This is a genomic window from Bradyrhizobium sp. LA6.1, from assembly GCF_040547805.1.
Taxonomy (GTDB): domain Bacteria; phylum Pseudomonadota; class Alphaproteobacteria; order Rhizobiales; family Xanthobacteraceae; genus Bradyrhizobium; species Bradyrhizobium barranii.
Genome location: NZ_JBEPQK010000028.1, coordinates 1 through 25,286, shown reverse-complemented (window position 1 = coordinate 25,286; position 25,286 = coordinate 1). Strand labels below are relative to the sequence as shown.

The following is a 25,286-nucleotide window of genomic DNA, read 5'->3' as shown; positions in this document are numbered from 1 at the left end:
GGATATGACTTTGAGCGCGGCCGGATGTTTCGGTCCGGCCGGGAGCGTTCCCGTGCCTGACGAGATCAAGCTTGTCCTCTTTGACATGGACAATGTCCTCTGCGAATACGACAGAGGAAGGCGCGTCGCGTGTCTGGCGGAGCTTGCGGGGACCACCGGTGAGTTCGTCTACAAGGCGATCTGGGAGAGCGGATTCGAGCTTCTCGGCGACTCCGGCACACTCGATGCCGCCGACTATTTGCGGGGATTTGGCGAGCGCATCGGCTATCCCCTGTCGCTCGATGAGTGGGTGGAGGCACGCCGCCGTTCGATGAAGGCCGATCGCGCGATGCTGGAGATTGCCCGCCGCCTGCATGAGACCATCGATGTTGCCGTCCTGACCAACAATACCACGCTGGTCGCCGACCATATCGACACGCTGCTGCCGGAACTGCGCCCGCTGTTCGGCTCCCGCATCTACACCTCGGCCCGGTTCAAGGCGGCCAAGCCGGACCCGCGCTGCTATCGCCTCTGCCTGTCGGAGCTACAGGCGACGCCGCAGACCGTTCTGTTCGTCGACGACCTCGCGGCAAATGTCGCCGGCGCGCGGGAAGCGGGCCTCTTCGCGCATCATCACACGTCGGTGGAGGCTTTCCGGCAGGCCCTTTCGGCGCACGGCCTGCTCCGGGACGGATGAACGGGCGCACCGTCTCGCGCGACGTCAGGCGAGATGACACGCCACAAAATGGCCGCCCGCCCCTTCCCTCAGTACGGGCGCGCTTTCCGCGCAGCGCGGCTGGGCGATCGGGCAGCGGGTGTGGAAGTGGCAGCCGGATGGCGGCTTCATCGGGCTTGGCACGTCGCCCTTGAGGCGAATGCGTTCACGCTTGAGCTTGGGATCGGGCACCGGCACCGCCGACAACAGCGCCCTGGTGTAGGGATGCTGCGGATTGCGGTAGAGATCGCTCGCTTTCGCCAGCTCGACGATCCGGCCGAGATACATCACGGCGACGCGGTCGGAGATGTGCTCGACCACCGACAGGTCGTGCGCGACGAACAGATAGGTGAGGTTCAGCTCGGCCTGGAGATCCTCCAGCAGATTGATCACCTGCGCCTGGATCGACACATCGAGCGCGGATACCGGCTCGTCGCAGACGATCAGCTTCGGCTCGACCGCGAGCGCCCGCGCGATCACGATGCGCTGGCGTTGGCCGCCCGAGAATTCGTGCGGGTAGCGGCGCATGTGCTCGGCCTTGAGGCCGACCTTCACAAGCAGGCTGGCGACGCGCTCCTCGCGCTCCTTGGCCGACGACCCGAGCTTATGGATGATCAGGGCCTCACCGAGGATGGCGCCGACCGTCATGCGCGGATTGAGCGAGGCGAACGGATCCTGGAACACCAGCTGCATGTTCCGCCGCATCGCGCGCAAATCATTGCCGCTGAGCTGGCGCACGTCCTGGCCGTCGAACACGACCTCGCCGTCGGTCGGCTCGATCAGGCGCAGCACACAGCGGCCGGTGGTGGATTTGCCGCAGCCGGATTCGCCGACGAGGCCGAGCGTCTCGCCGCGGTTGACCGAGAACGAGACCCCGTCGACCGCATAGACGCTGCCGACCTGGCGCGACAACAGGCCGCCGTGCACGGGGAAATATTTCTTCAGGCCGCTGACGCGGAGCAAGGGCTCGGTCATGCCGTGCCTCCCAACTGCGTATCTCCCAAATGACAGGCCATGCGGTGGCCGGGCGCGATCTCGCGCAGCAGCGGCTCCTTCTCGGTGCAGACGTTCATGGCAAACTTGCAGCGCGGAGCGAAGCGGCAACCGACCGGCGGATTGATCAGGATCGGCACCGAGCCGCCGATCGCTTCGAGCCTTGTCTTGTGCTCGCTGTCGAGATCGATGCGCGGGATCGAGCGGATCAGCCCCTGGGTGTAGGGGTGGCCGGGATTGCCGAAGAGGTCGTCGACGAGCGCTTCCTCCACCACCTTGCCGGCATACATCACGACGACGCGCTGCGCGGTCTCGGCGACGACGCCCATGGCGTGGGTGATCAGCATCACCGCCATGCCGAAGCGCTCCTTCATGTCCTGCAGGAGGTCGAGGATCTGCGCCTGGATGGTGACGTCGAGCGCGGTGGTGGGCTCGTCGGCGATGATCAGCTTCGGCCTGCAGGCAAGCGCCATCGCGATCATCACGCGCTGGCGCATGCCGCCTGAGAACTGATGCGGATAATTGTGCACGCGGCCTTCGGCGTTGGGGATCTGCACCAGCTTCAGCATCTCGATGGTGCGCTCGAGCGCCTGCTTCTTCGTCACCGCTTCATGGCGGCGCAGGCTCTCGGCAATCTGCTCGCCGATGGTGAGCACCGGATTGAGCGAGGTCATCGGCTCCTGGAAGATGAAGCCGATCTCCTTGGCCCTGATCTCGTCGAGCTGACGGCTCGTCAGCGGCACGAGATCGCGGCCCTCGAAGATGATCTGGCCCGCCGCGATGCGGCCCGGCGGCATGGCGATCAGCTTCAGGATCGACATCGCGGTCACGGTCTTGCCGCAGCCGGATTCGCCGACGACACAGAGCGTCTCGCCCTTGTTGATGGAGATGTCGACACCGTCGACGGCCTGCAGGATGCCGTCGTCGGTCGAGAAGTGGGTTTTCAGCCCTTTGATTTCCAGCAGCGGCGCCATCAGATCACCCGCCGCGCATCGAGCGCGTCACGCAGGCCGTCGCCGATGAAGTTGATGGCGACCACCGCGATGAAGATCGCGCCGCCCGGGAACAGCGCCCAGTGCGGGCCGATGTCGAGGAAATCCTTGGCGTCGTACAGGAGCCGGCCCCAGGTCGGCGTATCCGGCGGAAAGCCGAGGCCGAGGAAGGACAGCGTCGATTCCGCGATGATGGCGGCAGCGACGTCGATGGTGCCGGCGATGATCACCGGACCGAGCGCATTGGGCAGGATGTGCCGCACCACCTGGCGCACCGGACTTGCGCCGAGCGCACGGGCGGCTTCGACGAACTCCTTCTCGCGGATCGACAGGAACTGCGCGCGCACCAGCCGCGCGACCGGCATCCAGCGCAAGCCGCCGATCACGAGCACGATCAGGATGAAGATGCCGCCCTCGGGACCGAACATCTGCTTCAGCCCGTCGCGGAAGAGATAGATCAGCAACAGCAGCAGCGGCAGTTGCGGCAGCGACAGGAAGAGATCGGTGAGCCACATCAGGCCGTGGCCGAGCGCGCCGCGCGACATGCCGGCGAGCGCGCCGATCAGGACACCGATAAAGACCGAGACCAGCATCGCGGCAAGGCCGACCGCGAGCGAGATGCGCCCGCCATAGATCATGCGGGCCAGGATGTCCTGCCCGAGATCGTCGGTGCCGAACGGATGGGCGAGCGACGGCCCCTGCATGCCCGCCACGATATCGATGTCGTCGATCTTGACCCGCCAGACGAAGGGGCCGGCCACCACCGCCAGGATCAGAATGAGGAGCAGAAACGCACTGACCACGGCGAGCTTGTGGCGGCTGTAGCGCCGCCACATCTCGCGCCAGGGCGAGTAGACGCGCCGCTCAGCGGAGGGAGATGCGAGGGTCAAGCCAGCCATAAAGGACGTCCGCGATGAGATTGAACAGCACGACGAGGCACGCGAAGACAAAGGTAACGGCCATCACTACCGGCGTGTCGTTGGAAAGGATGGAGGAGATCAGCAGCGAGCCGATGCCGGGGATGCGGAAGATCTGCTCGGTGACGATGGCGCCGCCGAACACGGCCGGCATCTGCAACGCAATCAGGGTGACGACCGGGATCATGGCGTTGCGCATGACGTGCTTGACGATGACCGTGGCCTGCCCAAGCCCCTTGGCGCGCGCCGTGGTGACATAGTCGAGCCGGATCACGTCGAGCATCGCCGAGCGAACGAAACGCGTCATCGACGCCGCCTGAAACAGACCGAGCACCGCCACCGGCATGATCGCCTGCCGGATCATCTCCAGCACCCAATGGATGCCGGTGCCCTTGATGTCGGTCGTATAGACGAAAGGCAGCCAGTCCAGCGTGACCGAGAAGATCAGGATGAACAGGATTCCGGTGAAGAAGGTCGGCAGCGAGAAGCCGACGAAGGCGAGCGTGTTGGCGATCTGGTCGAACAGCGAATAGGGCTTTGTCGCCGCATAGACCCCGACCGGGATCGCGATCAGAAGCGCCAGAATCTGCGCCGAACCGATTACGTAGAGCGTCGCCGGCAGACGCTGGAGGATCAGCGTGTCGACGTTCATCCGGCTGACGAAGGAGAAACCCCAGTCACCGTGCAGCATGGCGTTGAGCCAGTGCAGGTAACGGAGGTGGATCGGATCGTCGAGGCCGAACTTGGCCCGAAGTGCGGCCTGCACCTCGGGCGGGACGTTCGGGTTCGTCGCCAGTTCCGAGAACGGATCGCCTGGCGCAAGCGCCAGCACGACGAACAGCACGACCGAGATTCCGAGAAGACTCGGAATCGCGATCAGGAGGCGACGCAGGACGTACTGACTCATAGGGAAAGACCCCGTCTAGAGCTGGGGGATCATTCCTCGCGATACCAATCGTGCAGATTGTCGGTTTCGTTGGCCCAGCCGCTGATGATAGGACGCAGATTGTTGGCCGCCGCTTCCACCTTTAGGCGATGCTGCGCCGGGATGAACACGGTGTCCTGGAACATGAGATCGTTGGCCTTGATATAATGCGCCGCGCGCTTGACCGGATCCATTTCGCCTTCGGCTGCTTCGATCGCTGCGTCATAGTCCTTGTTGACCCAGCGCGGGAAGTTCGTGCCCTGCCACTTGTTCTCCTTCGTGGCGACGTTGGTCGACAGATAGCGGCGCATATGCTGAGACGGATCCGGCTGGCTCAGCGGGATCTGGAACATCTGGAGATCGGCGTAGAAATGCGCGTAGGTGTCGGGGTTGGCGACATCGGAGGAGAAGAACACGGACGCCACCACCGACTTCAGCTCGACGTCGATGCCGGCCTTCTGACAGGCCTGCTTGACGATCGCCTGGGTCTTCTGACGCGGTCCGTTGATCGAGGTCTGGTACAGAAGCTTCAGCTTCTTGCCGTCCTTCTCGCGGATGCCATCCGCGCCGGGCTTCCAGCCGGCGTCGTCGAGCAGCTTCGAGGCCTTCTCGATGCTGAATTCCCAGGTCGTGTTCTTGGAGACGAACTTCTCGGGACCGTTGAGGAAGTTGGCGGTGGTGCGGCCGGCGCGGCCGTAGATCGCCTTCTTGATGGACTCGCGGTCGACCAGCATCGACAGCGCCTTGCGTACCGCCGGATCGGAGAACAGCGGATGCTTGGTCTTCATCGAGGAGCGCTCGCCATCGACCTCGGTGTTCGGATCGGTGAAGTTGAGCGCGATGAATTCGGTGTCGCCGCCCACGGCATAAACGGTCTTGCCCTTGCCGCCCTTTTCGAGGCGCAGCAGCACGTCGTCCTCGACCTGGATGTTCCATCCGAAATCATATTCGCCGGTCTGGATCACCGCGCGCGCCGCAGAGACGGCGTCGCCGCCGCCCTTCATCTCGACCGTGTCGAAATAAGGCCGGTTCGGCATGTGGTAATCGGGATTGAGCTGGCCGCGGACGAGATCGCCCGGCTTGAACTCGACGAACTTGTAGGGGCCAGTGCCGACCGGCGAGAGGTTGGTGGGCGCTTCCCGCGATTTGGACCCCTTGTAGTCGGCGAACAAATGTTTGGGGATGATGGTGTTGGGAGCCCCGACAAAGGCGTCGGCCCAGAACGGCGTCGGCTTGTTAAAGAGGATGCGAACCGTGAGGTCATCCACCTTCTCGACCGTGATGTCGCGGAGCGTCGCGATGGTCAGGGCGGAGGTCGCCGGATCCCTGGCATATTCCCAGTTGAACACGACGTCATCGGCGGTGAACGGCTTGCCGTCATGCCATTTGACGCCTGGTTTGAGCTTCCAGGTCACCGACTTGCCGTCGGCGGCGAGGCCGCCGTTCTCGATCGACGGAATTTCGGCCGCCAGAACCAGCTTCATGTTGCCGTCGGGATCCCAACAAGCGAGGGGCTCGTAGAACAGGCGCGCGCCGTCCTGGTCCTTGGTGCCGGTGGCGAAATGCGGATTGAGCAGGGTCGGCCCCTGCCACCACAGCAGCTTCAGCGCACCGCCGCCGCCGCGCTTGGTCGGCTTGTAGGTCTGGGCACCTTCCGCCATGGCGACGCCGCCGAGCGCGAGGATCTGGTTGGCGAGGGGTGCGGTGAGGCCGACCGCGGCCATACGCTTGATGAAGGAACGGCGATCCATCCGCCCGTCCTTCACGTCACCGATCATCGAACGCAGTTCTTTATCCAGCATGGTTGTCCCCCGTCTGGTTCCCGTATGGATGCAGGCAGCCGCACCGCGGCCGCCGGGTTTTGCTGGCGGTAGATGGCACACCGAATAGGCCGCGCGTCAACTGCGACCATGTGTATGCAAACGGTGTTCTGGCTGTCTGTTGGGCAAAACTCTGTTCCGCAGCCCAAGCGTTCGGCAATCCGGCGCTAAATAGCGCCGGAATCCACGTTGCACTGCGGAAAATTTGTTCGCGGCATCAGACGAAGTATCGAGGCGAAATTCTACGCCACGGACATGGTCAGCGGCGGCGCGACGTGGTCCGGCAGCGGACAGACATAAGGTGTCTTGGCGGTCCGCTTCTGCAAGTCCGCTTTCGCGGCCTTGATCAGCTCCGGATCCGTCAACGCCTTGATGCCGATCCCGGCCATCGCCTTGGCCGCCTGCACCATTGCCTTATGGGCGTGTCCGCTCTTGCCCTGCGCCACCACCTGCCAGGTGTGGAACGGCGTGCCGATTGCAACCGTCGGTGCGTGAACCTGCACCGTCGGCACCACCCAGCTCACGTCGCCGACGTCGGTCGAGCCGACCAGCGGGTTGCGCTTGGCATCGAGCGGCACCAGGAAGTCGGCCAGCGGCCGATCGGTCGGCTCCATGCCGATCGCGTAATAGACCGACGCGATGTCCTTGTCGCTCAACGTGGCGCGGATCTGGCTGGCAAAGCCCTTGTCGGCATCGTCGAAATGAGGCGGACCCAGCTCTTCCATCACCCGGTGCAAGGCCTGCTCCAGCGGCGTATTCGGCAGGATGTTGGAGACCGCGGAGATGATCTTCATCTCGACCTTGGTCTCGGTCATCAACGCCGCGCCTTCTGCGATCTTGCTGACGCGTCCGACCAGCTCGTTCATGCCGGGCAGATCGCGGGCGCGGATCGAATAGCGCACGCGCGCATGCGCCTGCACCACGTTGGGAGCGATGCCGCCGGTGTCGAGCACGGCGTAATGCACGCGGGCGTCGCTCGGCATATGCTCGCGCATGTAGTTCACGCCGACATTCATCAGCTCCACCGCGTCGAGCGCGGAGCGGCCGAGATGCGGCGAGGCCGCCGCGTGCGACGTGCGACCGGTGAAGATGAAATCCGCACGCGTGTTGGCGAGCGACGGCGTTACCGCGACTTCCCAGAAGCTGTGCGGATGCCACGTGATGGCGATGTCGGCGTCTTCAAACACGCCCGAGCGCACCATGAAGGCCTTGGCTGCGCCGCCCTCTTCCGCCGGGCAGCCGTAATAGCGAACGCGGCCGGGCACCTTGTTCTCGGCGAGCCAGTCCTTCATCGCGGTCGCGGCGAGCAGGGCCGCGGAACCAAGCAGGTTGTGGCCGCAACCATGGCCATGGCCGCCGGTCTCGACCGGACGGTGCTCGGCGACGCCGGCCTCCTGGCTAAGGCCCGGCAACGCGTCATATTCACCCATGAAGGCAATGACCGGACCGCCCTCACCCCACTCGCCCATCACCGCGGTCGGGATGCCCGCGACGTTCTCGGTGATACGGAAACCCTGGTGGCGCAGCTCGGCGAGATGCTCGGCGGCGGACCGCGCCTCTGTGTAGCACACCTCGGGCATGCCCCAGACCCTGTCGCTGAGGTCGATGAAACGCGCCTTGATCGTGTCGACGCCACGCCAGATGTCGCTGCGATTATCCATGCTTCGGTCCGTGATCTCTTGGGCAAACGAAGCGGCAATGGTTAGCAGCTTCATTGCACCCCGCCTAGCACGTCGCGGGACAGCAGCCATGCGGCCGGTGCTGGATCGCGCGGCCGCTTGCCACCTGTGCGGGCGTCCTGTGCCTGTCGAAGATTTCACGCGGCGATCTCCGGAATAGTTGGGAACGAGGCTTTCAAGACGGCCTCCTCCAGCCTAAATTATGAGTGCTTCGCGCGTCGTTCCGCCGGCCAAGGCGGAGCAATGCTCTCAGCCAGGAGAACTCCATGCCCGCCCTGACCGAATGGAGAGTGCCACCGGCCAATCAGCCGCGCGCGAGCGATTACGGTTTCGATCTCGACCGCTCGCTCGCGTCCGTCGTCGGCCTGCACGCCATCATCCCGCCCGACGCCTTCAGTGCCGAAACGCTGGGCACCGAACGCGCCGGCAACGGCGTCGTGATCGACAACGGGCTGGTGCTGACCATCGGCTACCTCATTACCGAGGCGGAATCGGTGTGGCTGCATCTCGCCGACGGGCGCGTCGTCGAGGGGCATGCGCTCGGTTTCGATTCCGTCACCGGCTTCGGCCTCGTGCAGGCGCTCGGTCACCTCGACGTCGAACCCTTGCCGCTCGGCAACTCGGCGAAAACAAGGGTCGGCGACCGCGTCGTGGTCGGCGGCGCCGGCGGCCGCACGCGCTCGGTCGCGAGCCAGATCGTGGCCAAGCAGGAATTCGCCGGCTACTGGGAATATCTGCTGGACGAGGCCGTGTTCACCTATCCCGCGCATCCGAACTGGGGCGGCACGGCGCTGCTCAACGAGCGCGGGGAGCTCATCGGCATCGGCTCGCTGCAGCTCGAGCGCGAACGCGAAGGCAAGGCCGAGCACGTCAACATGATCGTGCCGATCGACCTGTTGAAGCCGGTGCTCGACGATCTGCGCAAATTCGGCCGCGTCAATAAGCCGTCGCGCCCCTGGCTCGGGCTCTATTCGACCGAAATCGACAACCGCCTGGTGGTGATCGGGATCTCCACCAACGGCCCGGCCGCGCGCGCGGAGCTGAAGACCGGCGATGTCATCCTTGCGGTGGACGGCCAGGAGGTGACGAGCCAGACCGCCTTCTACAAGACGATGTGGGCGCTCGGCGCCGCCGGCGTCGACGTGCCGCTGACCGTGCATCATGAAGGTGTCACCTTCGACGTCACGGTGACGTCGACCGACCGCTTCAAGCTCTTGAAGGCGCCGAAGCTGCACTGACGAGATCGAACCGACATCAGGCAAGGAAAGCGGCGATGAGCGAGGCCGTCGTTGACGACATCGTGACCGTGCTGCCGCCGCTGCTCAACGCGCTGGAAGCACTCGGCTTCTTCACCCGGAATCTGCATCCGCCGGCCTTTGCCTCGGTGATGAATGCGATCGGCGCGCCCGACGCGGCGCTGCAGGCGGCGCACGCTGCGATCGGCGCCTGGCCCGAGCAGTTCGCCGGGCTGCGCGAGCGGCTCGACCGCGCCTGCAACGAGACGCTCGCCGCCTTTGCCGGCATACGCGAGGTCGAGCGCGGCAATGGCGATCTCGTCGCGGTCTTCCGCGCGCTGCGCCATCTGCCTCGTGCACAGGAGGCGCTGTATCCGCTGTCGACCCAGTTTCCGCCGGTCAGCAGCTTCTTCCTCAACGCCGCAAATCGCGAGAATGACGATCTGCTGACGCGGCTGGAAGCCGGCGCGGGCGAACACACCGGCATCTTCCACGACCACAACGAGCCCGGCAGCCGCGGCGGCTTCTCGGTCTATGTGCCGGAATATTACTCGCCGGAGCGCGCCACGCCGCTGGTGATGGCGCTGCATGGCGGCAGCGGCAACGGCCGCGGCTTTCTCTGGAGCTGGCTGCGCGATGCCCGCAGCCTTGGCGCGATCCTGGTGGCGCCGACCGCGACCGGCCCGACATGGGCGCTGATGGGCGACGATAGCGACACGCCGAACCTCATGCGCATTCTCGATACGGTGCGCAGCCGCTGGACCATCGACGGCGCGCGCCTGCTGCTGACCGGCATGAGCGACGGCGGCACCTTCTGCTACGTCACCGGGCTCGACGGCGCCTCGCCCTTCACGCATCTCGCGCCGGTGTCGGCGACCTTCCATCCGCTGATGGCGGAGATGGCGGACACCGTGCGCCTGCAGGGGCTGCCGATCTTCATCACCCACGGCAAGCTCGACTGGATGTTTCCGGTACAGACCGCGCGCCAGACGCAGGCGGCCCTCTCCGCTGCCGGCGCCGACGTCACCTATCGCGAGATCGACGACCTCAGCCACACCTATCCGCGCGAGATCAACGCAGAGCTGCTGGAGTGGCTGAACCGCGGATGAACGGGTCGTCCTTATCTGCGCCGTACTGCCGCGGAACCATCACTCCGGGCCGACGTTATCGCCCGTCACCGGAGGTTCGCAGATGCAGACGTTTTTCGGAATGATTTTGGGCGCGCTGCTGCTCGGTTGCGGCGTGTACGTCTATGACTCCATGCAGACGTCGTCGGTCGCCAATGGCGAGGTCGCGACGTCCAATCGCACCATCGTGAACTGGGACGTCGCCAAGGCCGACTGGGATGCGCTGCGCGATCGCGCGCACAAGGACTGGGTCCGCATCTCGTCGAAGTAACGACGCCGTATCACGAACAAGGCGCCGTCGCGGGTCCGCGGCGGCGCCTTTGCGTTGACGGCGATCGATGCCGCTCGCGTCAGTTCATCTTGGCCTTGCGGGCATCGGCGATGACCTGCTCGAACTCGGTCATGCTGAGCACGCCCGGCACGCGGTACTTGCCGACGATGAAGGAGGGGGTACCGCTGAAGCCGAAGGCTTCGGCCTGCTCGTTGTTGCGCTTGAGGACGGCGTCGATGTCCTTGGCGCGGTCGGTGAGATCGCGCTTCAGGCGGTCCATGTCGACGCCGGCGGCCGCGAGCAGCTCGTTGATGCGCGGCTCTGTCAGGCGCGAGCTGACCCCCATCATGGCGTCATGCGCCTGATGGTATTTGTCCTGGAATTTTGCCGCGAGCGCGATCCGCGCCGCGGTGACCGAGACCGGCCCGAGGATCGGCCAATCCTTCATCACCAGCCTGACCTTGCCGTCGTCCTGGACCACCTGGCGCAGCTCCGGTTCGAGCTTGCGGCAATAGGGACAGTTGTAGTCGGACCATTCGATGATGCTGATGTTGCCGTCGGGATTACCGGCCACGGGAACATCGGGGTCGCGCAGCACCTTGGCTTCGGTCAGCACCTCGTCATCGGCGGCGGCCGCGCGCGCAGAGGTGATCCGACCTGCCGCAAGGGCACCCGCCCCGATCAGCGTCAGCGCCGCACGCCGCGTCGCCACGAGGCCCTTGTTCCTGAATCCAGCCATATCTCGTCCCGTTTCGGTCCCATCGCTGCAAATACGGTTCGCGAGCGGGAACTGTTACGCGTCATATAGAGCGTTGCGGGTGCGATGTCATCGCCATGCTAGGCGCGGATCGCCGCCGGCGCTGGCGAAGCCGCCGCGCGGGGCAGCATCGCCATCAGCGTCCCGGTCATGGTGGCGATCAGCGTGGTGTTGCCCTCATGCTCGGCAAAGGCCCGGGCCTCGCAGAAGGTCAGCGTGCGGCCGGGCTTGACCACCTCGGCCTTGAAGACGAAGCGCATGCCGCGGGCGGGTGCCAGCAGCGTGGTCTTGAACTCGACGGTCAGGATATCGGCCTCGCGCGGCATCAGGGTGAAGGCGGCGACGCCGCAGGCATTGTCGAGGCCTGCCGTGATGATGCCGGCATGGACAAAACCGTTCTGCTGCGTGAAGGCCGCCGAATGCAGCATGGCCAGTTCGACCTCGCCCGGCGCGAGGCGGACGATCACGATGCCGAGCGTGCGCATCGCCGGTTGGCCGTCGAACATGGCAATGGCGGCAGCGCGATAGCCCGGATTTTTCGGCTCGAACGCGGCCATGGCTCAGGCCTCGGCCGGCTCGGCAAGATGCTGCAGAGCGACCGCGCGGATCGCATCCGTGAACGGCGCCGACTTCCGCTGGCTGCGGTCCATGTGCACGCCGGTGATGTCGCAGAACGCGGCGATCTCGCCGGTCTCGGCATTGGTCATGTCGTGCCGGAAGCGGATCGACTTGTCGCGGACCTCCAGCAAATGGCTGCGGATCTCGACGATGTCACCGGCAAGCAGCTCCCGCCTGTAGGTGATGTTCTGCTGCACGGCGGCCATGCCGCGGCCGGATGAGCGCAGATAGCTCGGCGTCAGCCCGAGGCGGGCGAACAGATTCCAGTTGGCCTCGTCGAATTTGCCGACATACCACATGATGTTCATGTGGCCGACATGATCGCACTGCCACGGATAGACCGTGCCGCGATAGGTCGCCTCCTGCATCGCAATTCCCCCTGCCGTTTTTCCACCCTCTGATCATTGATACGGTAGCGTATCAGCGCCTCCGCGCGTTAGCAATACGGCACCGTATCAAGAACCGGTGAGGCTTCCTTCATGAACGACGGCAAGGGCGATGTCTGGGTCGAGGCCGGGTTTACCGAGCTCGCCCGCTCGGGGGTCGAGGGCGTGCGGGTCGAGGTGCTCGCCAAGAATCTCGGCGTCACCAAGGGCGGCTTCTACCGCCGCTTCGCCGACCGTGCCGCGCTGCTCGATGCCATGCTGGAACGCTGGCGCGAGGGACGCGCGGCGTCGATCGCGCAGCAGACAAGCCTCGATGGACAAGAGCCCCGCGAGCGGCTGAAGGCGGTGATCCAGCTTTATTCCGAGCGGCTCAATCCGGAGGGCATGGCGATCGAGCTCGCGATCCGGCAATGGGCCCGCTCGGACGAAAACGCGGCCACGGCGGTCGCGAGCGTGGACGCGGCGCGGCTCAAGCACGTCGCCGAGCTCTATCGCGCCACCGGCCTCGAGGCCGAGGCGGCCGAGGCGCAGGCCTTCCTGTTCTATTGCTTCATCTTCGGCCAGAGCTTGCTGTTCGTCGAGCGCGGTCCGCGCAAACGCTCGCAGCTCGTGGCGAAGTCGGCCGAGAAGCTGCTCGACTAGCGAGATGGCCGGAGCTTTGCTCCGGCCATCGCATCATGTCGAAGCTCAGGCAGCGCCCTTCAGCTTCTTGTTGCACTCGCTGTAATAGCCGCCGCCCTTCTCGATCCACTTCATGCCGCCATTGCCGTTGGTGGTCTTGTTGGCATTGTACTGATCGACGCAGGTGTGGAGGCGGGCCTTGCCGGCGGTCTCCTTGGCGTATTTCGGATCGACGGCGTTCGGATAGATCGCAGGTCCGGCCGGCAGGGTTGGCGCGGCGGCGGGGGCTGCCTCCTTCTTCGCCTGCTTCGGCTCGGCGGGAGCGGCGGGCGCAGCCGGAGCAGCGGCGGCCGGCGCGGCGGCAGGCGTCGCATCCGCTCCGCACTGGGCCTTGCGGAAGTCATTCCACTTCGTTGTGCCAAGCGAGCCGTCCTTCTTGGCGGCCTGGTATTTCGCACTGCACTCCTGCGAGGTCAGCGCCTGCGCCGGCGCGCTCGCCACCAGCGCGGCAAAGCCCGTCAATGCAACCGCACACAGCAATTTTGATTGAATGGTCATCCTTGGTCCTCCTCCTTGGTCTTCCCCGACGGAAGCGAAACGAGGATTGCTATCCTAGCGTGCCGCCCGGCCGCGACAAGGAAGCGATGGCTCCTGCCGCCAAAATATAGTGATCCCCCCGGCTCGGATTATTCATGTCGCGTTCAGCAAGGCGAGCCGACGTTCCCAACCCTCCGCAATCTCGCAAGAGTGCACCACCATGACCTTCACGTCTCGCCTCGCCATCGTCGCCCTGACCTCCCTGCTCGCCACCGGCACCGCCTTCGCGCAGACCGCCGCGCCGGCTGCCAAGACCGACGCCAAGACCACAACTGCCGCCGCCCCCGCCGACAAGAAGGCGTCGAAGGAGCGCTCGGCGGAGTCGCTCGAATGCTCCAAGCAAGCGGACGCCAAGGCACTGAAGGGCAAGGAGCGCAAAAAATTTCGCCGTGAGTGCATGAAGGAAGCGAAGGCCGGCACCGCCGCCCCCGCCGCCCCCGCCGCCGACAAGAAGTAAATCCGTCACACTACGGCTCGCGAGCGTCCGTGAGAGGCGCGCGCATTGCGGCATGACGAGGCTGCAATTGTGTGCCTCTCGCTGATTTGCGATAAGGTGGCGTGAAGCAAATCACCGCCTCCCTGCCGTTCGAATGGCCAAGCCGTGCCAAGATCTTGAGCACGGTGGAGACGCTCGTCATCGGCACCGCCGGCGGCCTCGTGTTTCTGGTCGCCGGACTTCCCGGGGGACTGATCTCGGGCTCGATGATCGCGGTCGGGATCGCCGCGATCGCCGGCCGCCAGCTGGCACTGCCGCCGATCCTGACCCAGACCGTGCTGGTGCTGCTCGGCATTTCACTGGGCTCGGTCGTCTCGCGCCACCTGCTGCAACAGGTCAGTGCCTATCCCCTCACCATCGGCCTGCTTGCGCTCGCGACCTTCTGCTCGACCTTCGGCTCGAGCTATTACCTCCAGCGCATCCATGGCTGGGACCGCACCTCGGCCTTCCTTGCCGGCAGCCCCGGGGCGCTGTCGCAGATCACGATCCTGGCGGTCGAGCGCGGCGCCGACCTGCCCGGCATCGCGGTGGTGCAGACCCTGCGCGTGATCATCCTCACCGCGGCGCTGCCGATGGTGCTCGCGTTCGCGGGCGTGGCGCCCTCCGTCGCGCCGTCGCTGACGACGACGATCGCCTCGCCGCTCGAACTCGTGGAGCTGGTCGCGGCCTCGCTGGCCGCGGCGCTGCTGCTGCGGTTGATAAAGTTTCCGGCGAGCTGGATGTTCGGCGCGATGATCGCCTCCAGCGTGCTGCATGGCGCAGGCTGGGTCGAGGGCGGCCTGCCGAACTGGGTGCGCGGCGTGGCGCTGATCGGCATCGGCGCATTGATCGGCAGCCGTTTCGCGCGGATGCGGATCAAGACGCTCGCCGGCCACATCCATGCGGCGCTGGGCTCGTTTGCCGTGGCCATCGCCGTCTCCGCCATCTTCGTCGGCATCGTCGCGCTCACCACGCAGGTGAAATTATCGGATGTCGTCGTCGCCTTCGCGCCGGGCGCGATGGACGCGATGCTGGCGCTCGCGCTCACGCTGCACATCGACCCGATCTTCGTCGGCGCCCATCATTTGTCGCGCTTCGTGTTCGTGACGATCGCGACCCCGGGCATCGTGCACCTGTTCGGCCGCACGCAGGACGATGTGGATGATTAGCGAAGCGCCGCAGTCGTAGCGGAGCTCCGATCTCGTAGGATGGGCAAAGGCGCGCTAGCGCCGTGCCCACCATGCTCCCGCAATATCGCTAAAAATAGTGGGCACGCTTCCGCCTTCGCTCTTCGAGCTACGGCGGACAAGTCGCTTTGCCCACCCTACGGCAGCTTACCTAGCGCTTCGCCGTCCGCAAAAATCCCCACGCCGCGATCGCGGCCATCAACAGCGAGATCAGCACATTGTAGCCGGCGAGCGAGAGGCCGAGGAAACGCCACTGCACCTCGTCGCAGCGCACCACCTTCACGGTATCGAGCTTGGACAGCAGGTCGGCGGCATTGCCGAGATTGATGACGGGACCGGAGCAATCGGTCGGGCCCTTCCAGAACCCCCATTCGACGCCGGAGTGGTAGGTGCCGAGGCCGGCATTGGCGAGTGTCGCCAGCGCGAGGATCGCAAGGCCCACGAGCAGCAGCGGCCGCGGCGCCCCGCTCCGCGCCGCAAGCGCCGTGAGCACACCGACCGGGATCGCGAGATAGTAGGCGTAGCGCTGCTCCAGGCACAGCGGACAGGGCAGGATCTCCAGCACGAGCTGGAAGAACCAGGCGCCGGCGATGGTCGCGGCGGCAATCAACGTGACGAGCACCGAGGCGGTCAGCGCGGGACCGGTCCCAGCCGGCCTGAATGCAGGTATTGCGGCACTCTGGGTCGTCACGGCAGCCTCTTCCGATGGGGTCGCTTTCCTTAGGCTCTAACCCCGGCCCAAGCGGCTGTCGAGAACGGCCGGGATCACTTTGGCGCGGGTTGACCCTGCCCTGTCCATGGCTATAGTCCGCCCGCTTTGCGAGGCCCCTTTCCAGGGGCCGACCGGGAGCCCCTGTGGCGGAATTGGTAGACGCGCTCGACTCAAAATCGAGTTCCGCAAGGAGTGCTGGTTCGATTCCGGCCAGGGGCACCAACTAGGCTGTTCGCGCCCGTTCGTAAGCGACCGCAGTCGTCCGCGCAGCTCTTCAAACCCTTGAAAAATAGGTACTTCTGCATAATTCGGTGATCGTCACCGTTTGTTCTCATCCGATACCAGCCGCTCGATTTGTTGGTATTTCTGTTGGTATCGAGAGAACAGACGTTCCCGGTGACTCCCGCTATTCCGATCGAAGGAATTGAGCAGATGGCCCGCAAGAACGACGGCGCGCACGCAAACCCAAAGCAGATCAGGACCGACATCGACTGCCGCGCCGCTCGGCCCAAATTCGGCGGGGGTACGTGGAGCCCGGCTAAGATTTCCGACGTGACCGGCGGCGGCCTCTATCTATTCATCACACCGGACGTGAACGGGCCCGGTAACGCTACTTCCAAACTCTGGAGGATGGCCTACCGCTTCCACGGCCGTCAGAAAACCTACTCCATCGGCCCTTACGGCGATGGTAGCGATGGCACATTCTCGCTTGCCGATGCCCGACGCGAGCGCGACAAGGCCAAATACCAGCTCAAGGAAGGCAAAGACCCCAGCATCGAGAAGCAGCTCGCCAAGCACAGGCAGGCGGCCGCGCGATCTTTCGAACAGTGGGCCGACGAGTGGCTCGCAAAGAAAAAGGTGGAGAAAGTTAAGCGCGGCAGGATCGTAGCAGTACGCGATCCCAAAACCATCGAGGTGCTTGAGCTTCGCGTCGGCTACGTCAAGAAGCGCTTCGGCCAGCTGTGCAGACAGGACATTAAGCGCCCGGAAGTGCTCGCGTTCATGCGTTCGTACGAAGCTGACGGGAAATTGGAAACCCGCGATCGAGTACGCAGCATCGGCGAGCAGATCTGCGACTATGCCGATGTTGAAGGCGACGGCTACAATCCGTTCCGCAACCTGAATGGGCAGATGATTGCCAACATTTCGACGCCGCGTCCGGGCGTTACCGAACCACGCGACGTGACTCACGTCTTTAGGCTCATCAGTGCACCGTGGACGAGAGCGAGGTTTGGTGACGTTGTTGGCCTTGCCTTGCGCTTCGATGCGCTGACCATTCCCCGGCCTGGTATGGTCAATGAAATGGAGTGGAGCGAGGTCGATTGGGATGCCAAACGGTGGACTGTTCCAGCCGCCAAGATGAAGACCGGCTGGGAGCATGTAGTGCCGTTGTCACGGCAGGCGCTCTCAATCCTGCGGAGCCTTCAGAAGTTGACCGGCCATCGCCGATACGCGTTTTCCTGCTCGAGGGATACGCCGCTATCGAACAACACGCTAAACAAGCGCTTGCGGCTGCTCGGCATTGACACCAAGACTGAACATTGTGCCCACGGCTTTCGGACCACCTTCTCGACCTTGTCTCACCACGAAGAGGTCAAGGACGCCAAGGCATGGGATGGCGATGTGGTCGAGCTACAGCTCGCGCATATCGATAACTCCACTGTGGAAGGTCTCTACAAGAGGCACGGCCCCCTTGCGCTGATCGGCTCGCGCACAAAATTGATGCAGCATTGGGCTGATCGGATCGACCACTGGCTCGATCCCAAGAGGGTGATGCCGATCAAGGACGGCACGCAGCGTTGAGCACCTATCAGGCTAACCAGCGCGCGATCACGCCGAAATTGTTCTGTCCACAAGGTCGAGAAGCGATCGCACTATCACCAGGCGCCGCCGCCCGATTGTTATCGTGATGAGCTGCCCCGATCCTATCAGCTCATAGAGCTTTGTGCGTCCCAAGCCCGTTACCACGCAAGCTTCGTCCACCGTGCAGCTGAGTCGCTCGCGAAACGGGACGACTCTCCCGTCGCGATCGTTCGCAGGCGGAAGCGGACTTCCAGGCGATCTCTGTCCACTCTGCTGCAGAGGGTCATCCGTCATAGTCGCTCCTTGTCACGATCGGCCGCTTGGTTTCTGCGTCCGGAGGCAGATCGGATGATACAAAACGCAACAATGAAGACACTTCAACGGCGCTGAAGAATTCTCGATCCGAGCTGCGGCAATTTCAATCGAGTTAGGCCACATGAGCATCAAGCTCCGGCAAGCTTGGGCGCATGTGGTGAAATTGTTCAATAAGGCGTGAGCGGTCTAGCGTCAGCCTGGCCGCTCATAACGGTCTGGTTGCAGGTTCGAGTCCTGCCGGGCCCACCAAGAATATCAATGTCTTGCTTTGTCCTCATTACCCGCAGCGCGACGGCCGCACCAGAAACCGCACGAGATACGTCCACCCTTCGTTCATGCGCAGTTCGCGACGGTGCTAGGCTAGCTAGCTGCAGATACGACAATGCATCCACGATCTTCGCCTCTCGGCCGACGGAGAAGGGCCGCGGAAACAGTCTTTGCCTTTGACGATGATGTCGGCCATCTCCGGTAAAGCTGAAGTCGGCCATAACGCCAATCAAGTCCGCTAAGGGCCAGCTCCAGACATCAAGCCAAGCTGGTGAGTAAATCTGCCGCAACTTTCAGGTCGGCCGTTTCGAAGCCTTCCGTGAAGAGGCCGTATGATCGCTGGAGTAACGCCCTGGCGCCTGTCCGATCTCCCGCACTGGCCATCAGCCCAGCCAGATCGGTGGCAGTCCTCAATTCCCAGGAACCGGCGTGCTGTTCGCGGGCCAAGTCGAGCGACTGCTGAAGGCAGGCTTGTACGTCTTCGTGGCGCGATGTCGGAATGGCGCCGAGCAGCCTGCCTTTCAAGCGCATCAGCTCGGGCAGTTGAAACGACTCACCGCTCGCGTTGACCCGCTCGATCGCCGCATTGACGAGAGTAATGCCCTCACCAGCCTGCCCAAGTGAAAGCAGGCCGAGCGCAAGCTCCATGTTGAATTCAGTGGTGAGCAGCTCATGGCGAGCGGCGTGGATGGGCTTCAGGCCTGCCCGCAAATCGTCGACGCCCTGCCTCACGTCTCCCCGGCGCATCGTCAGCTCAGCCTTGCGACATCGCCCGATCGCCATCAACGGACCCATGGCGTTCGCTTCGGCTAGCGAATAGGACCGATCGACATAATGTTGGGCAGCCTCGAGATCGCCGCGCCAGAGAAAGATCGTCCCCGCCCCGGCCAGCACCAGGGCCAGCGCGGCCGAATGACCCATGGCCTCCGACTCCCTGACTGCCTCCCTCGCGCGATCCGCCGCCTGATCCGGATAACCGTGGAGCCACAGCGTCCGGGCCAGCGCGACGATCGACCGATAATGCGGATCGTAGCCCAGCAGGACCGAGCCTTGCTGCGCGTGCGACAGGATCCCCATCAGTGATTCGAGTTCACGGCGCGAACCGGAGAGATCGCCCGCGAACTGCAAGGCCATGCCGAGTTCGGAATGAGCGAGCGCTCGTATCGCGAGGTCGCCGGATCTCTCGGCGAGCGCGTGGCAGCGCCGGGCGTAATCGACCAGGATCCTGAAATGGGCGCTGCGGCCGTGGAAGATGTACTGCATGTTGAGCAACCCAGCCTCGTAGGCCGTATCACCTCTCGCCTCTGCTATCGCAAGGCTCCTGTTCAGCGCATCATTGACGGCGTCGCTCTCCCCGTACATCTGCGACGAAGAGACCCCGAGGCCTGCCTGGAGGCGCATTTCGTCTGAGCTTCCGAGAGCGGCGGCGTCTAGTGCGATCAGGGCGCGCTGCGACCAGTGATGACACTCGGCGAGCAGGGACATCGCCAGAAACACGTCCACAGCCGCTGCAGCGAGCTGGATACCGAGCTTGGCATCTCCGCCCAGCCCGAAACACCAGTCGAGCGCGGCGCGCACGTTGTTTATGCTGCCAAAATGCGAGGTCCGTTCCGCTCCTGTGGAGAAGGTGACCCAGTCACGGCCACGCTGCTCCAGCCAATTCCGGTAATAGGTTGCATGCCGGACAGCGAGGTCGCGGGCTTCAACATCGGCGATCTGAAGGTCGCGGGCATAAGCGCGCGTGGTATCGAGAAGCCGATAGCTCATCACGGTTCCGACCGGCCGGGTCGCAATCATCGACTTTGCGATGAGGCTGTCGATCGCGCCGAGGATATCCCTCTGGCTAACGTCGCGTCCGCACACGGCGGTGACCGCATCGAGCGTGAAGTGTCCGACAAAGACGGCCAGCCGGCAGAGAACGATCCGCTCGATATCGGAGAGAAGGCCGAAGCTCCAGTCCAGCGTTGCGTGTAGCGTCCTTTGCCGGGGCGGAGCACTCCGCGGCCCAAGCCAGGACAGCGCCAGCCTCTGGTCGAGCAACTCGGCGGTCCCATGCACCCCGTAACTTTCGACGCGACGGGCCGCGAGCTCGATGGCCAGCGCCACACCGTCCAGCCTGCGGCACATGCCGGCGACAATGGGCGCCTCGTCATCGCTGAAATCCAGCTGCGCACCACTCGCGCGAGCTCGTTCGACGAAGAGCTGGATGGCCGGAAAAGTCCGAACGACTTCTGCCGTCAGATCCGTACCATCGGGCGGGCAGGCCAGCGTATCGAGCCGGTAGACATTCTCACCGTCGGCCTGCAGCGTCTCGCGACTGGTCGCGAGAATATGGACGTTGGGAGCCGCCGCGAACACGGACGATGCGAACGCAGCCACGGGATCGACCAAATGCTCACAAGTGTCGAGGATCAACAAGATCCGCTTGTCCCGGAGGTAGGCGATGATGCTGGGTGTCGCGTCGCTGGATTGCACCGATAGGCCGAGCAGCGATGCCACCACCGTTCCCACCAGTGTCGGATCGCTGACCATGCTGAGATCAACGAACAGCAGCGCACCATCAAAGCTCTTCATCAGACGGTGCCCGACCGCGATCGCGAGCGTCGTCTTGCCGACGCCGCCGGCACCCACGATGGTCACGAAGCGCGTCGTCATCAGCCGCGCCGGTATTTCCTCGATCTCGACCTCGCGATCAATCATCGGCAAACGCACCGGCAAGTTAGCCTGCTGAAACGGCGGCGTTTCGCTCGCACGTGGCGCTTGATCGGATGAGCGAGCGATCTGCGCGACGAAAGTATAGCCACGCCCGGACGAGGTCACGATGTAGCGGCTGCCCTCGCTGCCTTCGCCAAGCGCCTTGCGCAGATTGGTCATGTGAAAGCGCAAGGCGCCTTCCTCGACCACAAGACCCGGCCATACGTGGCGCAACAGCTCTGCCTTGCTGATCAATTCGTTGGGGCGAGAAAGCAGCGCCAACAGGAGATCGTAGGCCCGTCCTCCGAGTTCCACCTGCGCGCCGTTACGGGTCAGCACGCGCTCGGTCAGATTGAGGCGAAAGGGACCGAACGAAACAATCTCCGTGTTCTGCGTTGTCGGCATTGATTGGCGTTGTGCTTGATTTGCGGAAATTCGGGCGATTACGAAAACGCGTTGGAGATCGACATCCTGGGATCTTGATATCCGATCCAGGAAACAAAAAGAAGCCTGGTCAAACGGCGCTTTCGCACTTGAGGGGTTTGTAAGTTTGCCACCCCCCTTGGCGACGCCGTTGGCCAGGATGGCCGTGCCGCCGCCGACCTAGGCTCATAACAAAATCTCGCAGCATCCTAACACGCGGCTTTCCGGCCGCAGGTGCCATCTAACCGGTCGCTTTCTGGCGGTCTTTCTCGGCTCCGCGCGGGCTAACGATCCATAACAATCGATAACGAGCAAATCCCGATCGTCCGCGCCAAGCTATGTCCAGGACGAGCGGCCAATCGATCTGCGGCAGCGTCACGCAGGTCACTACAAGGGATCGTGAAGTCCGGAGCCCATCAACGGCGCACAACGCAACGAGGAGACCGAGTCATGACCAGCAACCAGATCGTCGATTCCAGCTTCACTGCCATCATCAACGCACCGATCGACCGGATCGATATTCCCGAATGGTGCTTCAACCTGTCCGAACACGACTACCAGGGCTGCTCACCGGCGCACATCACCGCCGGCTTTACGACGACGCCGGACGGCAAGCGCATGTCGATTAACGTCGAGACCATCGGCGGCAGCCTGATGGTGCAGCACTACGTCGAGACGCTTGGCGAAAAGGATCATCTGATCCTCGATTCCACCTCCGACGTCTTCACGCCGACCGGGCGTACGACCATTCATGTGACCTGGGAGCTGAGCGTCAGGGAGATCGAGCCCGGCAAGTGCGAATTCACCAACCGCGTCCGCTCGCACGCCACCGACGAATTCATGACGTTCATCGGCAAGCAGGGTATTCCGTTCGACCTCTTCCGCGCCCAGCGCCAACCCGCCTCGATCGCGCACAATCAGAGTGAAACGCCGGAGTTCGCCGCCAGCATCGAACGGGCTGCGCTCCGGAATAATTGACAGGAGCGGCACCGTCGCAAGGGAGAGTCACATGACAGAGCTTTCGTACGAGAAGAACGACACCGCCCTCCTGGTGGTTGATCCCTACAATGACTTCATCTCAGAGGGCGGCAAGATCTGGCCACGGATCAAGGCCGTGGCCGAAGCTAACAATTGCGTTCCGCACATGCAGCAGGTCCTGCATGCCGCGCGCAACGCAGGGCTTCGGGTGTTCTACGCGATGCACCACCGCTATCGCGCCGGCGACTTTGAGTCCTGGAAGTTTGTTGCGCCCATCCAGCGGAGGGCGTGGCAGGCCAAGAGCTTTGAATTCGGCACCTGGCGTGGCGAATTTCGCGCCGAGTTCGTCCCGCAGCCGGGCGAGATCGTCGCCAGCGAACACTGGTGCTCGAGCGGCTTCGCCAACACTGACCTCGATCTCCAGCTCAAGCGCCACGGCATTCAGCGGCTCATCGTCATCGGGCTGATCGCCCACACCTGCATCGAGGCGACCGTCCGCTTTGCAGCTGAGCTTGGATATGACGTCACGGTCGTCAAGGACGCCGTCGCCGACTATTCCGACGAGATGATGCACGCCGCGCTCGAGATCAACATGCCGAACTATGCCAGCGCGATCGTGACGACCACGGAGGTCGTTGCGAGCATCTCTGCCAGCACCTTTGCAGCATCGGCTGACGAACTGGCCGACTGACGAATCCGACCGGTGCCCTTCGGGCGCTGGTCCCTCATCATCAACGCTACCGAGGATTTACTGTCATTTTCCGGCTGAACTGGACAGTGAGGTTCAATCATGAAGCGCCGCGATTTTATTAAGGCCTTCGCCGGGGCAACGGTGTGGCCGTCATTTTGGGGAGAAAAACGGAAAAGGCCCCTTATCGGCTTCCTGAGCAGTCGATCGCGCGACGACTCGACGCACATCCTTACTGCGTTTCGCCAAGGGCTGGCGGAGGCTGGTTATATTGCCGGTCGCGACGTCAGTATCGAATATCGCTGGGCCGGTGGCGACTATGATAGGCTTCCAGCGCTTGCCGCCGACATCGTCGACAGAGGTCCGTCCGTATTGATTGCAGCCGGAGGCGAGCCATCCGCACTAGCGGCGAAGGCCGCATCTGACAGGATTCCGATCGTCTTTTCCGTCGGAGGCGATCCGGTGAAGACTGGCCTCGTCAACAGTCTGAACCGGCCGGGCGGAAATATGACCGGGATCAGCCTTCTGGCCACCGAACTGGAGGCAAAGCGCATGGGACTGCTGCACGAGATGGCTCCCCGCGCGAAAGTTATCGGGGTTCTCGTTGATGACGATTTCCAGGAGTCGCGAATGCAGATGCGCGAGATCGAGCTGGCGGCACGGGGGCTCTGCTGTTCTGTCGTGATTGCCGGTGCCGGCAGCGACCTCGAACTGACAGAGGGGTTCGAACGGCTGAGGATTGCCGGCGCGGACGCACTGCTGGTTTGCGCGGCCCCCTTCTTTGATACGCGTCGGCGAACCATTGTTGCGAACGAAGTGCAACAGAATATTCCGGCGATTTATCAGTTTCGGGACTACGCCGCCGAGGGTGGCTTGATGAGTTACGGGATCTATCCGCCCGAGGGATACCGACAAATCGGGCTCTACGCAGGTTTCATTCTCAATGGGAGACCTCCGTCCGAGCTCCCCGTCGTCCGACCTGCAACGTTCGAACTGGTCATCAACCTTAGCACCGCGGCGGCAACGGGCATCGACGTCCCGCCAAGCCTGCTCGCCTGCGCTGACGAGGTGATCTCGTAATTTTTTCTCAAACCAGATGGAGTTTTCAACGCCCCAGATCATGATCGAAAAGCCGTACTCAAGCCTGTGGACCGCAACGTTCGCCAATCCGCCGATAAACCTCATCAATCCGGACACGATTGGCGAGCTTCAGGATCTACTGTCCGCGCTGGAAACCGATGCCGACATCAAAGTCGTTGTGTTCCGAAGCGCCGACCCAGATTTCTTCCTGGCTCATTGGGATGTGCTTGCGGACAAGGCGAAGGTTGCCGCGATGCCGCCGGGGCCTACGGGGATGCATCCGTGGATCGACGTGCTCGTGCGATTGTCGCGGGCACCGGTCGCCTCCATCGCTGAAATTCGCGGACGCGCACGCGGAGCCGGAAGTGAGTTCGTGCTCGCTTGTGACATGCGCTTCGCCAGTCGAGAGCGCGCGATTCTCGGGCAATTTGAAGTCGGCATGGGCGCCGTACCCGGCGGGAATCCGATGGCCCGGCTCGCCGGGCTAATGGGGCGAGGCCGCGGCCTGGAAGTCATTCTCGGGGCCGACGATTTTTCCGCCGACCGCGCCGAGCAGTACGGGTATGTCAACCGCGCTCTACCCGACGAGGAGATTGAGGCGTTCGTCGATGGCTTTGCGCGGCGTCTAGCCTCATTCGAAAAGCACGCTCTGGCTGGTGCTAAGGCCCTCATGAACGAAGTCACGCTCCCGGCCGACGTCGTATTTCAGCATGCACTGGCGGCATTCTTCGAATCTGCGGCCCACCCGAGTACACGGGCACGCGGGGCATCGCTGATCAGGCGCGGGCTTCAAACCCGGTCGGATACCGAACTACGACTTGGACACGCTGTGGCAGAATCATCTTGACACAACCAGAGCACTCGCCAAAGCCCCGAGCGCTCCAGACAACGCGGTTATTGCGCCTGCGCCGGCGAGCAGTCGCTCGGAGTGCACAGCGAGCTATCGCCCAAAGTTGGTGACGGCGGGAATCGGAAAGGCGGCATATCGTGGGGGTGCTTGACGCCTCCACTTCTCCACCGAAGGAGCGATAT

General features: G+C 63.7%; 25 protein-coding genes and 1 tRNA gene. 13 read left to right on the top strand and 13 right to left on the bottom strand.

Translation table 11 applies throughout. The features are described from left to right. The first annotated feature begins 4 nt into the window (after positions 1-4). On the top strand, positions 5-676 hold the full coding sequence (locus tag ABIB99_RS40970) for an HAD family hydrolase (RefSeq protein ID WP_354181423.1): 672 nt from the start codon (positions 5-7) through the stop codon (positions 674-676). Between the two features lie 24 nt (positions 677-700). On the opposite strand, the gene ABIB99_RS40965 is transcribed toward ABIB99_RS40970, so the two are convergent. The 6 genes from ABIB99_RS40965 to ABIB99_RS40940 form a co-directional block, all read right to left on the bottom strand. Beyond that, positions 701-1,669 carry an ABC transporter ATP-binding protein gene (locus ABIB99_RS40965; RefSeq protein ID WP_063985815.1) on the bottom strand — a complete coding sequence of 323 codons (969 nt, stop codon included), beginning with the start codon at positions 1,667-1,669 and terminating at the stop codon, positions 701-703. Next, the gene (locus ABIB99_RS40960; RefSeq protein WP_014491616.1) at positions 1,666-2,661 is read right to left on the bottom strand and encodes an ABC transporter ATP-binding protein; all 996 of its coding nucleotides are present in this window, start codon (positions 2,659-2,661) and stop codon (positions 1,666-1,668) included. The genes ABIB99_RS40965 and ABIB99_RS40960 overlap by 4 nt, the downstream gene beginning before the upstream one ends. Then, positions 2,661-3,578 carry an ABC transporter permease gene (locus tag ABIB99_RS40955; RefSeq protein WP_014491615.1) on the bottom strand — a complete coding sequence of 306 codons (918 nt, stop codon included), beginning with the start codon at positions 3,576-3,578 and terminating at the stop codon, positions 2,661-2,663. Before ABIB99_RS40955 ends, ABIB99_RS40960 begins: the two co-directional genes overlap by 1 nt. Beyond that, the gene (locus ABIB99_RS40950) at positions 3,544-4,503 is read right to left on the bottom strand and encodes an ABC transporter permease (RefSeq protein WP_063985816.1); all 960 of its coding nucleotides are present in this window, start codon (positions 4,501-4,503) and stop codon (positions 3,544-3,546) included. The genes ABIB99_RS40955 and ABIB99_RS40950 overlap by 35 nt, the downstream gene beginning before the upstream one ends. Positions 4,504-4,532: 29 nt before the next feature. Continuing rightward, entirely contained in the window at positions 4,533-6,323 is a 1,791-nt protein-coding gene (locus tag ABIB99_RS40945; protein WP_354181421.1) for a peptide ABC transporter substrate-binding protein, read from the bottom strand. Positions 6,324-6,583: 260 nt separating this feature from the next. Further along, entirely contained in the window at positions 6,584-8,002 is a 1,419-nt protein-coding gene (locus ABIB99_RS40940) for a M20 family metallopeptidase (RefSeq protein WP_259256113.1), read from the bottom strand. A gap of 284 nt (positions 8,003-8,286) precedes the next feature. On the opposite strand from ABIB99_RS40940, the gene ABIB99_RS40935 reads away from it, so the two are divergent. The 3 genes from ABIB99_RS40935 (at position 8,287) to ABIB99_RS40925 (ending at position 10,653) form a co-directional block, all read left to right on the top strand. Further along, positions 8,287-9,258, top strand: coding sequence for a S1C family serine protease (locus tag ABIB99_RS40935; RefSeq protein ID WP_354181419.1), 972 nt, complete (start codon positions 8,287-8,289; stop codon positions 9,256-9,258). A gap of 35 nt (positions 9,259-9,293) precedes the next feature. Then, positions 9,294-10,364, top strand: coding sequence for a carboxylesterase family protein (locus ABIB99_RS40930; protein WP_354181417.1), 1,071 nt, complete (start codon positions 9,294-9,296; stop codon positions 10,362-10,364). Between the two features lie 82 nt (positions 10,365-10,446). After that, complete coding sequence (locus ABIB99_RS40925) at positions 10,447-10,653, top strand: hypothetical protein (RefSeq protein ID WP_085401909.1); 207 nt, start codon at positions 10,447-10,449, stop codon at positions 10,651-10,653. Between the two features lie 79 nt (positions 10,654-10,732). Here the strand turns inward: ABIB99_RS40925 and ABIB99_RS40920 are convergent, their stop codons facing one another. The 3 genes from ABIB99_RS40920 to ABIB99_RS40910 all read right to left on the bottom strand — a co-directional run bounded on the left by ABIB99_RS40920 (position 10,733) and on the right by ABIB99_RS40910 (position 12,396). Next, a complete protein-coding gene (locus ABIB99_RS40920; protein WP_028147336.1) occupies positions 10,733-11,392 on the bottom strand; it encodes a DsbA family protein in 660 nt (219 codons plus the stop codon). 98 nt (positions 11,393-11,490) lie between these two features. After that, a complete protein-coding gene (locus ABIB99_RS40915) occupies positions 11,491-11,967 on the bottom strand; it encodes a PaaI family thioesterase (RefSeq protein WP_354181414.1) in 477 nt (158 codons plus the stop codon). A gap of 3 nt (positions 11,968-11,970) precedes the next feature. After that, a complete protein-coding gene (locus ABIB99_RS40910) occupies positions 11,971-12,396 on the bottom strand; it encodes an acyl-CoA thioesterase (protein ID WP_014491606.1) in 426 nt (141 codons plus the stop codon). 111 nt (positions 12,397-12,507) lie between these two features. Between ABIB99_RS40910 and ABIB99_RS40905 the strand changes: the two genes are divergently transcribed. Next, on the top strand, positions 12,508-13,056 hold the full coding sequence (locus ABIB99_RS40905) for a TetR/AcrR family transcriptional regulator (RefSeq protein WP_028147339.1): 549 nt from the start codon (positions 12,508-12,510) through the stop codon (positions 13,054-13,056). Between the two features lie 45 nt (positions 13,057-13,101). On the opposite strand, the gene ABIB99_RS40900 is transcribed toward ABIB99_RS40905, so the two are convergent. Then, the gene (locus ABIB99_RS40900; RefSeq protein WP_063985822.1) at positions 13,102-13,593 is read right to left on the bottom strand and encodes a hypothetical protein; all 492 of its coding nucleotides are present in this window, start codon (positions 13,591-13,593) and stop codon (positions 13,102-13,104) included. 199 nt (positions 13,594-13,792) lie between these two features. Between ABIB99_RS40900 and ABIB99_RS40895 the strand changes: the two genes are divergently transcribed. Then, a complete protein-coding gene (locus tag ABIB99_RS40895) occupies positions 13,793-14,089 on the top strand; it encodes a PsiF family protein (RefSeq protein WP_063985823.1) in 297 nt (98 codons plus the stop codon). Between the two features lie 101 nt (positions 14,090-14,190). After that, positions 14,191-15,276: an AbrB family transcriptional regulator gene (locus tag ABIB99_RS40890; protein WP_166348789.1), complete on the top strand. Its 1,086-nt coding sequence runs from the start codon at positions 14,191-14,193 to the stop codon at positions 15,274-15,276. Positions 15,277-15,445: 169 nt separating this feature from the next. Here the strand turns inward: ABIB99_RS40890 and ABIB99_RS40885 are convergent, their stop codons facing one another. Beyond that, positions 15,446-15,985 (bottom strand): disulfide bond formation protein B, encoded by a 540-nt coding sequence (locus ABIB99_RS40885; protein ID WP_354181410.1) that lies wholly within the window; start codon positions 15,983-15,985, stop codon positions 15,446-15,448. 158 nt (positions 15,986-16,143) lie between these two features. Between ABIB99_RS40885 and ABIB99_RS40880 the strand changes: the two genes are divergently transcribed. Continuing rightward, positions 16,144-16,228, top strand: a tRNA-Leu gene (locus tag ABIB99_RS40880). Positions 16,229-16,438: 210 nt separating this feature from the next. Further along, positions 16,439-17,809, top strand: a complete 1,371-nt coding sequence (locus ABIB99_RS40875; protein WP_354181408.1) for a tyrosine-type recombinase/integrase — start codon at positions 16,439-16,441, stop codon at positions 17,807-17,809. A gap of 27 nt (positions 17,810-17,836) precedes the next feature. On the opposite strand, the gene ABIB99_RS40870 is transcribed toward ABIB99_RS40875, so the two are convergent. Both ABIB99_RS40870 and ABIB99_RS40865 read right to left on the bottom strand, forming a co-directional pair. After that, positions 17,837-18,103: a helix-turn-helix domain-containing protein gene (locus tag ABIB99_RS40870; RefSeq protein ID WP_354181406.1), complete on the bottom strand. Its 267-nt coding sequence runs from the start codon at positions 18,101-18,103 to the stop codon at positions 17,837-17,839. A 546-nt stretch (positions 18,104-18,649) separates the two neighbouring features. Then, the gene (locus ABIB99_RS40865) at positions 18,650-21,490 is read right to left on the bottom strand and encodes an ATP-binding protein (RefSeq protein WP_354181404.1); all 2,841 of its coding nucleotides are present in this window, start codon (positions 21,488-21,490) and stop codon (positions 18,650-18,652) included. A gap of 468 nt (positions 21,491-21,958) precedes the next feature. On the opposite strand from ABIB99_RS40865, the gene ABIB99_RS40860 reads away from it, so the two are divergent. The 4 genes from ABIB99_RS40860 to ABIB99_RS40845 all read left to right on the top strand — a co-directional run bounded on the left by ABIB99_RS40860 (position 21,959) and on the right by ABIB99_RS40845 (position 25,101). Then, entirely contained in the window at positions 21,959-22,486 is a 528-nt protein-coding gene (locus ABIB99_RS40860) for a hypothetical protein (protein WP_354181402.1), read from the top strand. Positions 22,487-22,517: 31 nt separating this feature from the next. Beyond that, positions 22,518-23,177: a cysteine hydrolase family protein gene (locus tag ABIB99_RS40855; protein WP_354181401.1), complete on the top strand. Its 660-nt coding sequence runs from the start codon at positions 22,518-22,520 to the stop codon at positions 23,175-23,177. Between the two features lie 99 nt (positions 23,178-23,276). Beyond that, positions 23,277-24,254: an ABC transporter substrate-binding protein gene (locus tag ABIB99_RS40850; protein ID WP_354181399.1), complete on the top strand. Its 978-nt coding sequence runs from the start codon at positions 23,277-23,279 to the stop codon at positions 24,252-24,254. 40 nt (positions 24,255-24,294) lie between these two features. Beyond that, positions 24,295-25,101, top strand: a complete 807-nt coding sequence (locus ABIB99_RS40845) for an enoyl-CoA hydratase/isomerase family protein (RefSeq protein WP_354181397.1) — start codon at positions 24,295-24,297, stop codon at positions 25,099-25,101. Positions 25,102-25,286: the final 185 nt, after the last annotated feature.

Bases quoted from the DNA above. Each gene is read 5' to 3' on its own strand.
- ABIB99_RS40970 (WP_354181423.1), top strand. From the start codon at position 5: ATGACTTTGAGCGCGGCCGGATGTTTCGGTCCGGCCGGGAGCGTTCCC.
- ABIB99_RS40965 (WP_063985815.1), bottom strand. From the start codon at position 1,669: ATGACCGAGCCCTTGCTCCGCGTCAGCGGCCTGAAGAAATATTTCCCC.
- ABIB99_RS40960 (WP_014491616.1), bottom strand. From the start codon at position 2,661: ATGGCGCCGCTGCTGGAAATCAAAGGGCTGAAAACCCACTTCTCGACC.
- ABIB99_RS40955 (WP_014491615.1), bottom strand. From the start codon at position 3,578: ATGGCTGGCTTGACCCTCGCATCTCCCTCCGCTGAGCGGCGCGTCTAC.
- ABIB99_RS40950 (WP_063985816.1), bottom strand. From the start codon at position 4,503: ATGAGTCAGTACGTCCTGCGTCGCCTCCTGATCGCGATTCCGAGTCTT.
- ABIB99_RS40945 (WP_354181421.1), bottom strand. From the start codon at position 6,323: ATGCTGGATAAAGAACTGCGTTCGATGATCGGTGACGTGAAGGACGGG.
- ABIB99_RS40940 (WP_259256113.1), bottom strand. From the start codon at position 8,002: ATGGATAATCGCAGCGACATCTGGCGTGGCGTCGACACGATCAAGGCG.
- ABIB99_RS40935 (WP_354181419.1), top strand. From the start codon at position 8,287: ATGCCCGCCCTGACCGAATGGAGAGTGCCACCGGCCAATCAGCCGCGC.
- ABIB99_RS40930 (WP_354181417.1), top strand. From the start codon at position 9,294: ATGAGCGAGGCCGTCGTTGACGACATCGTGACCGTGCTGCCGCCGCTG.
- ABIB99_RS40925 (WP_085401909.1), top strand. From the start codon at position 10,447: ATGCAGACGTTTTTCGGAATGATTTTGGGCGCGCTGCTGCTCGGTTGC.
- ABIB99_RS40920 (WP_028147336.1), bottom strand. From the start codon at position 11,392: ATGGCTGGATTCAGGAACAAGGGCCTCGTGGCGACGCGGCGTGCGGCG.
- ABIB99_RS40915 (WP_354181414.1), bottom strand. From the start codon at position 11,967: ATGGCCGCGTTCGAGCCGAAAAATCCGGGCTATCGCGCTGCCGCCATT.
- ABIB99_RS40910 (WP_014491606.1), bottom strand. From the start codon at position 12,396: ATGCAGGAGGCGACCTATCGCGGCACGGTCTATCCGTGGCAGTGCGAT.
- ABIB99_RS40905 (WP_028147339.1), top strand. From the start codon at position 12,508: ATGAACGACGGCAAGGGCGATGTCTGGGTCGAGGCCGGGTTTACCGAG.
- ABIB99_RS40900 (WP_063985822.1), bottom strand. From the start codon at position 13,593: ATGACCATTCAATCAAAATTGCTGTGTGCGGTTGCATTGACGGGCTTT.
- ABIB99_RS40895 (WP_063985823.1), top strand. From the start codon at position 13,793: ATGACCTTCACGTCTCGCCTCGCCATCGTCGCCCTGACCTCCCTGCTC.
- ABIB99_RS40875 (WP_354181408.1), top strand. From the start codon at position 16,439: ATGGCCCGCAAGAACGACGGCGCGCACGCAAACCCAAAGCAGATCAGG.
- ABIB99_RS40870 (WP_354181406.1), bottom strand. From the start codon at position 18,103: ATGACGGATGACCCTCTGCAGCAGAGTGGACAGAGATCGCCTGGAAGT.
- ABIB99_RS40865 (WP_354181404.1), bottom strand. From the start codon at position 21,490: ATGCCGACAACGCAGAACACGGAGATTGTTTCGTTCGGTCCCTTTCGC.
- ABIB99_RS40860 (WP_354181402.1), top strand. From the start codon at position 21,959: ATGACCAGCAACCAGATCGTCGATTCCAGCTTCACTGCCATCATCAAC.
- ABIB99_RS40855 (WP_354181401.1), top strand. From the start codon at position 22,518: ATGACAGAGCTTTCGTACGAGAAGAACGACACCGCCCTCCTGGTGGTT.
- ABIB99_RS40850 (WP_354181399.1), top strand. From the start codon at position 23,277: ATGAAGCGCCGCGATTTTATTAAGGCCTTCGCCGGGGCAACGGTGTGG.
- ABIB99_RS40845 (WP_354181397.1), top strand. From the start codon at position 24,295: ATGATCGAAAAGCCGTACTCAAGCCTGTGGACCGCAACGTTCGCCAAT.